General features: G+C 44.8%; 11 protein-coding genes and 1 pseudogene. 7 read left to right on the forward strand and 5 right to left on the reverse strand.

Annotated features, from left to right (window positions below; genetic code table 11):
• Positions 1-9 precede the first annotated feature (9 nt).
• The 3 genes from ilvN to TES5_RS05605 all read right to left on the reverse strand — a co-directional run bounded on the left by ilvN (position 10) and on the right by TES5_RS05605 (position 3,213).
• A complete protein-coding gene (ilvN, locus tag TES5_RS05595) occupies positions 10-273 on the reverse strand; it encodes an acetolactate synthase small subunit (protein WP_068560772.1) in 264 nt (87 codons plus the stop codon).
• Between the two features lies 1 nt (position 274).
• Positions 275-1,972, reverse strand: a complete 1,698-nt coding sequence (gene ilvB, locus TES5_RS05600; RefSeq protein WP_232309295.1) for a biosynthetic-type acetolactate synthase large subunit — start codon at positions 1,970-1,972, stop codon at positions 275-277.
• Positions 1,973-2,343: 371 nt separating this feature from the next.
• A complete protein-coding gene (locus TES5_RS05605; RefSeq protein ID WP_068560776.1) occupies positions 2,344-3,213 on the reverse strand; it encodes a patatin-like phospholipase family protein in 870 nt (289 codons plus the stop codon).
• A gap of 174 nt (positions 3,214-3,387) precedes the next feature.
• Between TES5_RS05605 and TES5_RS05610 the strand changes: the two genes are divergently transcribed.
• Both TES5_RS05610 and TES5_RS05615 read left to right on the forward strand, forming a co-directional pair.
• The gene (locus TES5_RS05610) at positions 3,388-4,161 is read left to right on the forward strand and encodes an ABC transporter ATP-binding protein (RefSeq protein ID WP_068560778.1); all 774 of its coding nucleotides are present in this window, start codon (positions 3,388-3,390) and stop codon (positions 4,159-4,161) included.
• Between the two features lie 246 nt (positions 4,162-4,407).
• Positions 4,408-5,949 carry a flavocytochrome c gene (locus tag TES5_RS05615; RefSeq protein ID WP_068560779.1) on the forward strand — a complete coding sequence of 514 codons (1,542 nt, stop codon included), beginning with the start codon at positions 4,408-4,410 and terminating at the stop codon, positions 5,947-5,949.
• An 81-nt stretch (positions 5,950-6,030) separates the two neighbouring features.
• Here the strand turns inward: TES5_RS05615 and TES5_RS05620 are convergent, their stop codons facing one another.
• Positions 6,031-7,755: an ABC transporter ATP-binding protein gene (locus TES5_RS05620; RefSeq protein ID WP_068560781.1), complete on the reverse strand. Its 1,725-nt coding sequence runs from the start codon at positions 7,753-7,755 to the stop codon at positions 6,031-6,033.
• A gap of 340 nt (positions 7,756-8,095) precedes the next feature.
• Between TES5_RS05620 and TES5_RS05625 the strand changes: the two genes are divergently transcribed.
• From TES5_RS05625 to TES5_RS05635, 3 genes are all read left to right on the forward strand, one after another.
• The gene (locus TES5_RS05625; RefSeq protein ID WP_068560783.1) at positions 8,096-9,223 is read left to right on the forward strand and encodes a DUF4352 domain-containing protein; all 1,128 of its coding nucleotides are present in this window, start codon (positions 8,096-8,098) and stop codon (positions 9,221-9,223) included.
• 11 nt (positions 9,224-9,234) lie between these two features.
• Entirely contained in the window at positions 9,235-9,612 is a 378-nt protein-coding gene (locus TES5_RS05630) for a hypothetical protein (RefSeq protein WP_068560785.1), read from the forward strand.
• Between the two features lie 108 nt (positions 9,613-9,720).
• Positions 9,721-10,329 carry a DUF4230 domain-containing protein gene (locus TES5_RS05635; RefSeq protein WP_068560787.1) on the forward strand — a complete coding sequence of 203 codons (609 nt, stop codon included), beginning with the start codon at positions 9,721-9,723 and terminating at the stop codon, positions 10,327-10,329.
• Between the two features lie 245 nt (positions 10,330-10,574).
• Here the strand turns inward: TES5_RS05635 and TES5_RS05640 are convergent, their stop codons facing one another.
• Positions 10,575-12,173 carry an IS1634 family transposase gene (locus TES5_RS05640; protein WP_068560789.1) on the reverse strand — a complete coding sequence of 533 codons (1,599 nt, stop codon included), beginning with the start codon at positions 12,171-12,173 and terminating at the stop codon, positions 10,575-10,577.
• A 418-nt stretch (positions 12,174-12,591) separates the two neighbouring features.
• On the opposite strand from TES5_RS05640, the gene TES5_RS05645 reads away from it, so the two are divergent.
• Together TES5_RS05645 and TES5_RS15335 are read left to right on the forward strand one after the other, a co-directional pair.
• Complete coding sequence (locus tag TES5_RS05645; RefSeq protein WP_068560791.1) at positions 12,592-13,875, forward strand: O-acetylhomoserine aminocarboxypropyltransferase/cysteine synthase family protein; 1,284 nt, start codon at positions 12,592-12,594, stop codon at positions 13,873-13,875.
• A 255-nt stretch (positions 13,876-14,130) separates the two neighbouring features.
• Positions 14,131-14,278: pseudogene (locus TES5_RS15335) on the forward strand (IS5/IS1182 family transposase); the annotation flags it as partial.

Here is a 14,278-nt window from a genome sequence, read left to right on the forward strand (position 1 = left end):
TGGTTGCGTTTAAGCTCTTATGCCTAAACGTTTTTCGGTGATGTCGGTTGCGCTGATGACGTCGACTTGTTTTTCCAACTGTTTCGTCAATAATTCAGCTGCATCCAAGGTATCGAAGTTGATGCCGACTGTGATCAAAGATACGTCATAATCTTCCGTACCGGTCAGCGTCAAGGTATCGATATTGTATTGCGGCTTCAGGATAACTTGCGTGATACGGTTTAATACACCGGGTTTATTCACGACTTTGGCTTGGATTAATCTTAGCATCATCCTACACACCTTCCATTTCGTTATTTGGCCTGCCTGAAGCAACCATAGGGTATACCAATTCATCTTTGGAAATCAGGATATCCAAGACATAAGGACCAGGATAATTCAAGGCTGTCTGGATCGCTTCATCCACTTTATCGGGATCGGATACCCTCGCAGCCGTTATGCCATAAGCATCAGCAAGTTTAACAAAATCAGGTGAATCCGGAATCTCGGAATGAGAGTAACGGCCTTTGTAAAATTTGTTCTGCCATTGATGAACCATGCCCAGTACTTCGTTATTAAGAATAAAGTACTTCACGTCCAGCCTATTGGCGTTCAGAATCGCCAATTCCTGGTTGGTCATCTGGAAGCCGCCGTCTCCGACGAAGCAGACAACCGTTTTATCAGGGTAAGCCATTTTAGCACCGATAGCTGCCGGAATACCGAAGCCCATCGTTCCCAAGCCACCGCTTGTCAGCAATTGTTTACCACGCGTGAAAGGATAATATTGAGCCGCCCACATTTGGTGCTGGCCAACGTCCGTTACGACAATGGCTTCACCATTCGTCAATTCGCCGATATACTCGACTACATGTTGCGGTTTGATGAACGTATCGGATTTTTCGTAACGGAAAGGGTGTTGCTTTTTGTTGTCCATAACGTGATTGAACCAAACCGAGTGATCAGGCACTTCTGCCAGCTTCGTATCATTCAGCATCAGCAACGCCAATTTGGCATCAGACAATACTGGGATATCAGTGTGCATGATCTTGCCGATTTCGGCATTATCGATGTCAACATGGACAATGACAGCCTCCGGGGCAAAATTGGTTGGATCGCTTGCGACACGGTCATCGAAACGTGCGCCGAAGTTGAGAAGCAAGTCGCACTCCATCAAAGCCATATTTGAGGCGTAGGAGCCGTGCATGCCGCCCATACCTAACGCAAGCTCATGTTTGACGGGGAAGCTTCCCAGACCCAACAACGTGTTCACAACGGGAATTTGGTAGTATTCCGCAAAAGCCAACAGTTCTTTCTCAGCTTGTGCGTGAATAACGCCTTGACCGGCCAAAATGATTGGTTTTTTGCTGGCTGCAATCGCTTCGTTCACTTTTGCGACCTGTTCCGGTACGGGCAAACATTCCGGATTGTAGCCCGGCAGGTTTCTTACTGGACCGATATTTTCTGTGCAGTCTTCACATTCCACTTCCTGGACACCGATATTTTTCGGGATATCGATGACAACCGGTCCTTTTCTGCCTGTATTCGCCAGGTAGAAAGCTTCGTGGATGATGCGCGGGATATCTTTGGCATCACGCACTTGATAGTTGTATTTTGTAACAGGTGTGGTCATGCCAATCATGTCAGTTTCCTGGAAAGCGTCTTTACCGATGCCTGCCTCATGCACTTGGCCAGTGATCACAATCAATGGAATGGAATCCATTTGAGCGGTCGCGATTCCGGTCAAAGCATTCGTTGCGCCGGGTCCGCTTGTAACGATACAGACGCCAGGTTTGCCGGTAGCACGGGCATAACCATCAGCTGCATGGACCGCGCCTTGCTCGTGTCTCGTCAAAACATGATTCGATTCGGATTTGTAGAATTCATCATAGATGTGCAGGACAGCGCCGCCTGGGTAACCAAACAGAACTTCGACACCTTCATTTTTCAACGCTTCAACAAGAAGGGTTACGCCTTTTTTTGTTTTAGTTTTCATTTCGGATTCCATTTTTATCTCCCCATTTCTCGTTTTTCCTATGACTGTCCGCAATATGAATAAAAAAAAGCATCCTCATCAGTCAATGATGGGATGCTTCATCCCATTTGATTACCACAAATAGGACTTAAACAATCTGTAAAAAATTTCTACAGTGTTTAACTCCTAGATCATTAAGACGATAATAATGTTTAGTGGATTCATCGTTTTCATATGGGATACCTGATTTCTATATGGATTTGTTATTGCTTAAGTGATTGATATAATCATATAAGATTTACATGAGAGTGTCAACGGTAATTTTCATATTATTTTCACTTATTTCTAATAATTGTCCAAAATGAACGTGCCGGACGATTTTTTTGTGCGCTTCACCGGCTTGACAAAAAGTCCTGCAACTCTGGCAGCTGCCTTTCCGCGGCCCTTTCGGCATACTGATAATAAGCATCCAGACGCTGCACGTTCCGTTCCATCCTGCCTATGGAAAGCTGGTCAGGCGCAATGACAAATGCCTTGTTCTCATGTTCCAATTGCTCGATCAACGCCATCGATCGGTTGTAGGCGATATGCCGCTGTTCGATGGCTGCAACAACTTCGGGATAAGCCCGCAGATGGCGCCGGATGATGGCGCTGAAGCGCTGCTTTTCCTTGATATAGCCACGCGGCCGCGTAAGCAGAATCACGTGCTTTTGGTTGCCGTCAGCGATCGCTTTTTCAATCGGAAGCGAGTCGACGATACCGCCGTCCAGATAGTATTTGCCATTGATTTGGGTTGGGGGCATCAGCAAAGGTACAGTGGATGATGCCCTGATTTTGAGACCCAATTCTGCACTGGTTGCGATGTCATCCTTATCGAAATAAACAGGTTTTGCGGTTTCCATATCCGTGACAACGATTTTCATGGAAGTTGGATTTTGCTTGAATGTCTCGAATTGAAAGGGGATATCGGTCGTGATTGCATCCTCATAAATATATTTGGTATTGAAATAACCTTGTCCGTTGAGCAAATATTTCATTCCCGAAAAGGCCGGATTGGCGGCGATATCAACAAATGAAGCTTTCGTGCGGGTCAGGTCCCGGCTGACATAATTGATGCCATTGGCCGATCCGGAAGAGACACCGATGACATAATCCAAGTAGATTTCTTGACGCAGCAAAGTGCTGATGATTCCTGCGCAAAAGACGCCCCGCATGGCGCCTCCTTCTATGATTAAGGATACTTTTTCTTTATTCTGTTCCATACATTTTCCACCTCACTCTATAGTATAGATGACATTGCGGTGTGATGCGATGCTTTTCTCATTATTTTGTTGCGCAGGGCACACGATGACGAAAGCCTTTTCCGGATGGGGCAAATGTGGTATATTCGCAATAAAGATACCTAATGACCACAAAACTATAGATGGGGTGATGGAATGATCAGATTCGACCACGTGAACGTCATTCGCGAAAAACGGAAAATTTTGAACGACATCAATTGGCACGCCAAAAAAGGCGAGCATTGGGCCATACTCGGCTTGAACGGCTCCGGCAAGACAACCTTGCTGCAACTCTTGAACGGCTATCTGTGGCCCAGCAGCGGCAAACTGGTCGTGTTGGGCGAGACTTTCGGGCAGACGGCCATCCCCGAGTTGCGCAAACGGATAGGCTGGGTCAGCTCGGCCCTGCAGCAACAGCTGAATCCCAACGACATCGCCGAACACATCGTCTTGAGCGGGAAATTCGCTTCGATAGGCGTCTGGACCATCCCGACTGAAGCTGAAAAACAACAGGCGCTGGAGCTCTTGATCAAATGCGGCGGCAAAGAATTGATCGGGTTTCGCTACGGCATCCTGTCCCAAGGGCAACAGCAGATCATTTTGATAGCGCGCGCTTTGATGGCCGAACCGGAAATACTGATTTTGGACGAGCCCTGCAATGGCCTGGACCTATTCGCAAAAGAAAAACTTCTGGAGGATATCCAGCGAATCGCCGATGAGCCTGAAGGGCCAACGATGATCTATGTCAGCCACCACACCGAGGAAATCCTGACTTGCTTCAAGAAACTGATGCTGCTGAAGGACGGTTCCATCCATAAGACCGGCAAAACTGTGGACTTGCTGAAAGAGGAAATATTGAATGATTTCTATGAAAAACCGGTTCAGACGATCCGCATGTCCAAGAACAGGCTAGCAGTCTTTCCGAAATGAAGCGTCTGAATCAATAGAAAACAGCGGCGAACCCAATATGAAGATACTTGGTTTCGCTGCTGTTTTTTTGATGTATTGCCTTCACAGGTAAAAAGATTGTGCATAAAATATAAAAGTATCCGATGTACCATCTTGGTTATAAATAAGAATATTTTCAGAAAGCGATATTTGTAAAATTATTACTGTACAAATCATGATAAAAAAAATACAATATTAAAGTAAGTAGAAGAAATGGGGGAGTAAAAAATGAAGAAGAGAATTGGCTTATTTTCTGCTTTAAGTATGTTTATGTTGTTATCCGGATGTGGAGCGAACACGGACAACGCAGCAGACTCAAGCGCTGCTGTTGAAAGTGAGGAATCGGTTGCTGCAAGTTCTGAATCAGTGGAGGCTGTGACAGGCGCATCAGAGGTTACCTATTCTGATCCGGAAGAACTGAAAGAAAGCTATGACGTCATTATCATCGGTTCCGGTGGTTCCGGCATGTCGGCTGCAATCTCAGCGAAAGATGCCGGCTTGAATCCGGTCATCTTCGAAAAAATGCCGGTCCACGGCGGAAACACAATCAAATCATCCGCTGGTATGAATGCATCCGCAACGAAATTCCAAGAGGAACAAGGCATCGCAGATTCAAATGAATTATTCTATAACGAAACGTTAGCCGGCGGGAAAAATACGAACGATCCAGAATTATTGCACTACCTTGTCGACAATTCAGGTCCTGCAATTGACTGGTTGGACACAATGGGAATCACTTTGGACAACATCACCGTTACGGGCGGCATGAGCGTGAACCGTACCCACCGTCCATCTGACGGCTCTGCTGTCGGTCAATATTTGGTCGAAGGCTTATATGCGAATATCATGGAACGCGAGATTCCTGTGTTCGTGAATTCCGCAGTGACTGAAATCGTCATGACGGATGACAAAGCAAGCGGCGTCAAAGTCGACTTCAACAACGAAGGTGAAATCACCGTTTCATCCGATGCAGTCATCATCGCAACCGGCGGATTCGGTGCCGATTTTGATATGGTCACGGAACTTGCACCGCAACTCGAAGGCTATGTAACCACTAACCAACCGGGATCGACAGGCGACGGCATCAAAATGGCGCAAGCCATCGGAGCCGCTGTCGTTGACATGGATCAAATCCAGATCCACCCAACCGTTCATCAAGAATCTTCTTACCTGATCACTGAAGCGATCCGTGGCGAAGGCGCCATCCTTGTGAATCAACAAGGCGAACGTTTCGTCAATGAAATGGAAACCCGCGACACTGTTTCGGCAGCGATCAACGCTTTGGAAGAAGGCTATGCTTACCTGATTTTTGATGCAGGCGTGAAGGACCGCGTGAAAGCAGTCAACACATACATCGAAAAAGGTTTTGTCCAGTCGGATGAAACAATCGAAGCTTTGGCTGGTCAATTGGAAATGGACAGCGCAACATTGGCTCAAACGTTGACTTCATGGAATGAAACGATCGCTTCCCAAGTGGATGGCGCATTCAACCGTACAACAGGTATGGTTAACCCATTAGCGGCTGCACCATACTACGCAATTCAAATCGCACCTGGAATCCACCATACAATGGGCGGATTAAAGATCAATTCCAACGCACAAGTCATCAGCACTGAAGGCACTGTTATCGAAGGCCTTTACGCTGCTGGTGAAGTTACCGGAGGCGTACACGGCAGCAACCGTATCGGCGGCAATGCTGTTGCGGACATCATCGTATTCGGACGCCAAGCAGGGGTACAATCCGCCAGCTACGTCCAATCAATGGAATAAATGAATCACTGATAACAAACAAGAACGGCAACCCAATCGCTGGGTTGCCGTTCTTGTTTTTTCTTTAGTTACTTTTGAGAATCACTGGTCGATTCCCAAGAACTGGGCCTCGTAGAGACGACGGTAGGTTCCGTCCTGAGCCAACAATTCCTTGTGTGATCCCTGTTCGGAAATCCCTTGTTCATCGACGACGATGATCCGATCGGCATGCTTGATGGTCGTCAAACGGTGCGCGATGATCAATGTCGTCCGACCTTTAGATAAGTTATCCAAGGATTCCTGGATGACTTGCTCGGTCTCGGTATCCAGCGCGGAAGTCGCCTCATCCAAAATCAGGATCGGCGGATTTTTCAGGAACATGCGCGCAATCGAAAGCCGCTGCTTTTGCCCACCGGATAATTTGACCCCGCGCTCTCCGATCATCGTATCGAATCCAAGCGGCATCTCTGCGATGACCTTGTCGAGATTGGCCATCCGGGCGGCTTGTTCGATTTCGGCATCGCTCGCATCCAATTTACCGTAGGCGATGTTGTCCCTGACGGTTCCCGGGAAGAGGAAGACATCCTGCTGCACGACGCCGATTTGGTTGCGCAAGGAACGGAGCGTCAGATCTTGGATGTTGATGCCGTCGACAGTGATGGTCCCTTCCGTAGCTTCGTAAAAGCGGGGAAGGAGGTTGCACAAGGTCGTTTTCCCGGCGCCGCTGGGACCGACGAAAGCGACTGTCTCACCAGCACGGATCTTCAGATCGATCCCGTCCAACACTTTTTTGGAACCGTCATAGCCGAACGACACTTGGCTATAGACGATATCGCCATTAAGATGGCTCACTTCGATGGCACCGGGTTTATCCAGAATATCCGGTGTGCGGTCCAACTCTTCGGTGAAGCGTCTGAAACCGGCGATGCCTTTCGGATAGCTTTCGATCATCGTGTTCACTTTTTCGATCGGCCGCACAAAAATGTTGGACAAGAGGATGAACCCGACGAACTCGCCGTAGGAAAGTTGGCCTTGGATCGTGTAGTAGACGCCGAAGAACAACGCAAACAGGTTGATCAACCGGATCAGCAGATAGTTATAGGAAGAACTGATGCCCATCATTTTGTAGAAGGCCATCTTGGAACGGCGATAGGCTTGATTCAGCCCCTCGAACCGTTTCGCTTCATAGGCTTCGTTCGCGAAAGCCTGCACGACACGGATGCCGCTGACCGACGCTTCGATACCTGCGCTGAATTCACCCAGATCTTCAAAAATGCGGGTATTGATCTTCGTCATTTTCTTGTTGAAAAATACGAGCGCGATCGTGATGAAAGGAATCATGACGAAAGTGGCGATCGCCAGCGGCACATGAATCTGCAGCATCAACAGGAAGGATCCCAACAAGGTGATGATGGTGATGAAAATATCCTCAGGGCCGTGATGCGCCACTTCGGAGATTTCGAACAGATCCGTCGTCAGCCGCGCCATCAATTTGCCGGTCTGTTGGTCATCATAGTAGCTGAAAGGCTGCTTCTGCATATGGCCATAAAGTTCACGGCGCATATCGGTCTCGATGTTGACCCCGAGCACGTGACCGAAATAAACGACGATATATTGCATCGCAGTGTTGACGATGTACAAAACCAACAACCCCAGCGAAACTAAGAGAATCAAATTCCACTGCCCGGAAGGCAAAATGGAATCAATGACGCTGTTGACAACGACCGGGAAAGAAAGTTCCAGGACAGCCGCCAAAATAGCGCAACAAAAATCAAGCAAAAACAGATGCTTGTAGGGTTTATAATAGCCGAAAAAACGTTTAAGCATAGGTACCTCCTCTAAAATCATTCAAATATAGTTATAACATAGATTCATGGAATGAGGTATCGATACGCTCCTTTAAGTTATGAATGTCTTCTGGGCAGAAGTTTCCTTTAATAATGTTGAATAACATCCGTATAGTGGTACAATTATATTAAAATAAATATTCCTTGATTGGCGTACTCCAGAATGCTCGGTAATTGATATTCAGAGTATAAGATGCAGGACTCAATCAATGGGCGATACTACAGGCACAGAAACATTTGCTTAATCAATTGGGTAATCCGTAGGTGTTTATATAGAAGGATGCTTAGGATCACAATTCGAAAATTGGAGGAGTAAGAGAATGAGAAAATGGAGAACAATCGCAGTATCGATGCTGTCACTAGCTTTATTAGCCGGCTGTAGTGGCGCAAAACCTGAATCAACGGTAGAGGAGTTTTTCACGGCCGGGCAACAACTTGATACCGAAGCTATGGCAGCTGCAGTCCTTTCTACGAATGAGGAAGAAGTGACGGATCCGGAAGAACTGCTGACCGATGAATCGAATGAATATCTACTGGAATATTTCAAAACCAACGCTGAGAAAATGACTTATGAAGTAACCGGAAGTGAAATTGACGGTGACAAAGCGGTCGTGACTATGAACGCGAAATATGTTGATGGTGCACCATTGATTAAAGCAACAATCAGTTCCGCATTCATGAAAATGTTACCTTTGGCATTCAGTGGTACGGAAATGACCGAAGAGGAAACGAATCAGATGTTTGCTGATACGATGAAGGAACAGGCAGAGATCGTTTCGGAAACGTTCAAAGAAGAAACATTGAAAATCGATTTAGTTAAAGAGGACAACGAGTGGTATATCACGGAAATTACTGATGAAATGATGGATGTGGTCATGTCGGGCTTTATGTCACTCAGCACCGAACTGGAGGGTGCTTTTGAGGAAACCGAGCCAGTCGATGAAACCAGCACAGAAGATTCTACTATCGAGTCCTCTGCAGCCGGAAAAAGAAGCAATCCAGTGCCTTTAGGTCAAGCCATTGAAATTCCGGTTGAGTATTCCAATGAGGATTGGACGGAGAACTATGAAGGAACCATTTCCCTTCAGATCAACGGCATCACAAAAGGTCAGGCTGCCTTGGACACCCTAATGGCTGAAAATCAATTCAATGAAGCACCTCCTGAAGGCATGGAATGGGTCATTTTTGATGTAACGATGAAATTGTTGGACGGGAATCAAGATACAGCTTATACGACATCACAGGATTTTGAAATTGTTTCATCTTCCGGCAGTGAAATATCCCAAGATGCATACGCTAGCCTCGATGGTAACGAATTCGGTTATACTGATATTTTTCCTGGAGCAGAGGCATCTGGCCGTGTAGTTAAATACGCTCCAATAGGAGATAACTTCTTGATTTCTTATGACGAAAATTTTTCGGCGTCCTTCTATTTTAGTGCACAATAAAGGAAATGCTTATGAGCCAATACGAAAAAATTAAAAAGATTGAAACATACGTCGGTGGTTATTTTGGTGGTTATCATCAAGTAGAGGTAGATTTGGAGAATAATTCGGTCACCTGGACTCATGGCGGCGAAGGAAAACTAGAAGAATCAGTTTATAGAAGCATTAGATCGGCGACTGCAAAAAAATTACTTGAACAGTTGGAATTATTAAATTTGTTGAATTGGGAAGCCGAATATGTAGATCCGGGCACCCTTGATGGGACACAATGGCATGTTGAAATAGTGATGGACGGCCATACAGTTACAAAGCATGGAATTAATGAATACCCTGAGCAATGGGGAAAATTCCGACATGCCATCTCTAAAATTGCGAGAAAGCCATTCAGGTAAGCTTGTGGTATAGAGAAAGCATTTACTATTTCCAGATCCATTCTCTGATTAGGGCATAATAAAAATGAAGGGATAGTCTTAAGATTAAAATGTGAGGAGTATGTAATTATGACAAAACTAAAGGAATGGCTAGTGTCAATACTTACTATAGTGTTTGTTTTGACAGCCGGATTATTTATACTAAACAAAACTGAAATAATTTCCATCCAAACTAATAAAACATCAGAAACAGCTTTAACGCAGGAAAAATTAGTGGAACTTTCAGAATTGGCAACATTAAAGTATGAATACAGTAATGTAATCATAAGCCGTTCAGATAGGACTATACCAGTACCCGGATTTCCTGATTTTAATTTTGCAGAGGCAATCAAATTAATCGAATATTCTGGATATCTAAAGGCCGGAACAGATTTTTCTAAGGTTAAACCATCGTATGATGAAGTTTCCAAACGATTATTAGTCAAAGTCCCGAAATCCTATATACTCGATAATGTTGTTGAGACCGAAAAAACGAAAGTGGAGGATGTCAAAGGAAATATATTTTCGGATTATCCCACTCAGACCATCATTGACGAAATAAATGCTCATAAAAAACAACTTGAAGAAGAAAAAATTAGTAATGGCTTTTTGGAAGAGGCAGACAAAAGAGCAGAGTTATTGTTGATTTCTCATTATAGCTCCAATGGTTACGATGAAGTTATAATTGAGTTCTATTAACATTATCACTGGTGAAAATAACCGCCGAGCGGGTTCATTTTTTAATGCTGTAATCAGCTATGTCAACTTATGCTAAAAACCACATAAAGAGGGACTGCCTCAAAGTCGATTTCAAATGACCTTGAGACAGCCCCTCTTTTTAGTTATTGGATTTAATTATCTTCCGAATGGCGCATCGGATTCTTTTTTGAGTTCTCAATAATCAGAAAATACCAAACCTAGATAATACCTAGATTCCCAAAAAATTATAACGTGGTCGGGGGCACAACACCTAAGGTGTTATATAATTGCGACTGCTTCTTCGTAATCTCACCCACTCGCACTGCACTGCCTGGATTTTCAAATGCCTCAATGACATCCAATTCGTCCAGTAATTCCTGCATCGTATAATTTTTATACAGCCCTTTTTCGTACATCTGCTTTTTGATGTACGATAAATAGATCAATGCAATAAACTGCACGAATAATTTTCCTTCAAGCGAACTTTCTGATGAAACGGCTATGCGCCGTAAATTCAACCGCTCTTTAAGATTTCCAAAGGCTTTCTCAACGATGTCTTTGTTACGGTACAAATCTAAAGCGGCGATGGGATCCTTGATTTCATTGCTGATGAGGGCAAAGAATCCGTAGTCTTTTTCCGCTTGGGTAATGGATTTTTTTTTGGGGGTTACCTTTGTCCCGCGTTTTGGTGTTGAAGTGATTTCGAAGTATTTAGCGTACTGCTTTTCGTGTTCTGCTTTGCGGTTCCCGGAAACTAGTTCTGCTTCGAGCCGATCAAGAAGCGCATTGAAACGGTTCTCGTGCTCCAGTGCTTTTTCACCGCTAAAATAAAGATGCAGGTACATCCGCCGTTTCCCTTCAATCACATCGCCTTTGTACGGGCGTTTCTGTGAATACTCCCAGTCTATCGTTGCAGTATGGCTGTAAAGTTGATAGCTGGCATTGTAATTAGCGCGTGTGCGGATGTTATCTCGAACCTTGTTCAGTTCTTCCTGCACGTATTTCAGGGATACTTTTGTGGCCATCAAAAATTTCAAATGATTTTGGTACAAGGCATCGATATTTTCCTTGCTGTAAAACCCTCGGTCCATTACGAGTTTGACCTTGCTAAAACCAAGATTGCCTAGATCGGCAAGCAAGTGCTTCGCTGTTTTGACATCGCTTATATTGCCTGCTAACTTGCGGTAGTAAAACGGTAAGCCAGATTCTTCACCAAACAACAAAGCAAGATTGATCTGCGCAAGCGGATCGTGGTCCTTGTTGATACCGTATTTGACTTGCTTAAGAGACTCTGAATAGGAGGAAACACTGGTAGTATCATAAGCCCAATATTCATTCTCCGTCCGTCGCTTAGCCTGCAGGCTGAAAAAACGATTTTTAGCTTCTTCGGTAACCGAGGCAAGCAGATCGCTGCTTCTTTGCGAGGGAATACAGCTGCCGTAAGGATGGGAATGGGTGCGATCCCACTTTGGAAAACGAAGCATCGTATTGCGATCTTCCAAAATCAAGAAGTAGGCAATCGAGAGTATCTGCTTATAGCTTTCAGGAAAGCAAGCTTTTAGATCGGCTGTAACACCAAGCATTTCTCCGATTTTGTCAAACAGATAGGTCGCTCCGTAGAAGCTTCGTTTCATGACGGTGGATGGTACCGGCCCTTGCTTTGCAGGTGCTAATGCCGGCGGCATAGCCAATCGCTTAGAGGGAACCAGGTTCCCAGCTTCGTCCAGTTTTCCTATGCAGACACGCTTGCTGCGCGACTGTTTTTTTTCTTTATCCCAATAGTTGGTTGATTCGTAAACATAGGTAGTGCCGTTCTTTTTGTTGGTTACATATACTAAACTCATAAAATCACGCCTTTCCACGTTATAATTATAACGTGGTAAGTGCGGAAATTCAATAGGAATAGCCAGAAAATTCCTTTTATATCAATGTTTTTTGCATTCCTCGTTATAATTTACACGGGAATGAAGGATAATAGATGTAATCAAAATCATTTGTGATGCAGTAAATAATTAACATTTTTTCTTGGATGAGAAGAAGAGCATCTATCACAAGAATGTACACAGGTAATAAATAGGGAGATTTCCTAGAAGTTGTGCTTGTGTTCGTTTTTATCTATCATACTTGGCCTGTAATATATGATATTCAAAATTAAGTTGGCATGATAGCATTTGTTTATCAATATTTGCTAGAGTTACTGCAGATATCTAAACATACTGAGTTAATATACTCAGAAGCAAACCTCGAAAGGAAAGATAATAGATGTCAGAAAATAATTATAGCTTTGAAACATTACAAGTACACGCGGGGCAAGTGCCGGATCCCGTGACTGGTGCCCGTGCGGTCCCAATCTACCAAACAACCGCTTTTGTTTTTGACAGTGCTGAACAAGCAGCTGGACGTTTTGCTTTGACGGATGCAGGAAACGTCTACACCCGTTTGACAAACCCTACCACGGCAGTCGTGGATGCACGCGTTGCGGCATTGGAAGGCGGAACATCAGGTATTACAGTTGCCTCCGGTTCGGCAGCAATCACATACGCAATCCTGAACGTTGCGGGCGCTGGCGATGAAATCGTCGCTGCGAGTACTCTGTACGGTGGAACATACAACTTGTTCGGTGCAACGTTGAAGAATTTGGGGATCAAAACGACTTTCGTCGATCCAGATGATCTGGGTAACTTTGAAGCAGCCATAACCGAGAAAACGAAAGCACTCTTCATCGAATCGATTGGCAACCCAAGCATCAATCTGATTGACATCGAAAAAGTGGCTGACATTGCGCATAAACACGGCATCATCTTGATCGTCGACAACACCTTCGGGACGCCTTACCTGATTCGTCCATTCGAATTCGGCGCGGATATCGTTGTCCATTCCGCTACAAAATTTTTGGGCGGCCACGGCACGACAATGGGCGGCGTTATAGTTGAATCCGGAAAATTCGATTACAAAGGGAGCGGTAAATATCCTGGTTTCACGGAACCTGATGAACACTACAACGGCTTGGTCTATACCGACCTAGGCCCGGGAGCATTCACAACCAAAATTCGTGTGCAATTGTTGCGCGACACCGGTGCTTGCATCGGGCCGATCGACTCTTTCCTATTGTTGCAAGGGATCGAAACGCTGTCGCTGCGCGTGGAACGCCACGTGGAAAACACCCGTAAAGTTGTTACCTACCTCGCGAACCACCCAAAAGTATCATGGGTGAGTTATCCGGAATTGGAAGGCAGTAAATACAAAGCCTTGGCAGATAAATACTTCCCTAAAGGAGCCGGATCGATTTTTACATTCGGTATCAAAGGCGGGAAGCAAGCCGGAATCGAATGGATTGACAAACTGGAACTGTTCTCCCTGTTGGCGAACGTTGCAGATGCGAAATCCTTGGTCATCCATCCGGCAAGCACAACCCATTCCCAACTGAGCGAAGAGGACTTGATGGCTGCGGGCGTTTCCGGAGACATGATCCGCTTGTCCATTGGAATTGAAAATGCGGATGACATCATCGCAGACTTAGATCAAGCATTCCAACAAATAAAATAAATTAAATTAAAGTAGTCTTCATATTGAGCACACCTACAAGATTGGATACGAAGGGAATGTATCCAATTTTATAGGTGTTTGTTGTATATCAGGATTTCAGAATTGTGGAAGTATTTAATGTCTACTGAATAATTAACAAACCTTATCGCAACAGCGTTTTTAGCTGTTTTTTGGTATAATAGATGCATGGATTCCAGAGGGAAATACCAAAAACCCGTGCACTTTTTTCAAAAATGATACAAAGAGGCGATGAAAATGTACAAAAAGCAGACGAATCGGCAATTAACCATTTATGACTTCGATCAGCCATTGGGCCTTACGATGAACCCAGAAAACCGTTGGGTCAAAAAAGCAGATTCGATTCCCTGGTCAGTCATTGAAGATAAGTACGCTGCTCTGTTCA

It is taken from the genome of Trichococcus sp. ES5 (assembly GCF_900067165.1).
Taxonomy (GTDB): domain Bacteria; phylum Bacillota; class Bacilli; order Lactobacillales; family Aerococcaceae; genus Trichococcus; species Trichococcus flocculiformis.

Excerpts from the sequence above, each read along its gene's own strand:
- ilvN (WP_068560772.1), bottom strand. The coding sequence starts at position 273 with ATGATGCTAAGATTAATCCAAGCCAAAGTCGTGAATAAACCCGGTGTA.
- ilvB (WP_232309295.1), bottom strand. The coding sequence starts at position 1,972 with ATGAAAACTAAAACAAAAAAAGGCGTAACCCTTCTTGTTGAAGCGTTG.
- TES5_RS05605 (WP_068560776.1), bottom strand. The coding sequence starts at position 3,213 with ATGGAACAGAATAAAGAAAAAGTATCCTTAATCATAGAAGGAGGCGCC.
- TES5_RS05610 (WP_068560778.1), top strand. The coding sequence starts at position 3,388 with ATGATCAGATTCGACCACGTGAACGTCATTCGCGAAAAACGGAAAATT.
- TES5_RS05615 (WP_068560779.1), top strand. The coding sequence starts at position 4,408 with ATGAAGAAGAGAATTGGCTTATTTTCTGCTTTAAGTATGTTTATGTTG.
- TES5_RS05620 (WP_068560781.1), bottom strand. The coding sequence starts at position 7,755 with ATGCTTAAACGTTTTTTCGGCTATTATAAACCCTACAAGCATCTGTTT.
- TES5_RS05625 (WP_068560783.1), top strand. The coding sequence starts at position 8,096 with ATGAGAAAATGGAGAACAATCGCAGTATCGATGCTGTCACTAGCTTTA.
- TES5_RS05630 (WP_068560785.1), top strand. The coding sequence starts at position 9,235 with ATGAGCCAATACGAAAAAATTAAAAAGATTGAAACATACGTCGGTGGT.
- TES5_RS05635 (WP_068560787.1), top strand. The coding sequence starts at position 9,721 with ATGACAAAACTAAAGGAATGGCTAGTGTCAATACTTACTATAGTGTTT.
- TES5_RS05640 (WP_068560789.1), bottom strand. The coding sequence starts at position 12,173 with ATGAGTTTAGTATATGTAACCAACAAAAAGAACGGCACTACCTATGTT.
- TES5_RS05645 (WP_068560791.1), top strand. The coding sequence starts at position 12,592 with ATGTCAGAAAATAATTATAGCTTTGAAACATTACAAGTACACGCGGGG.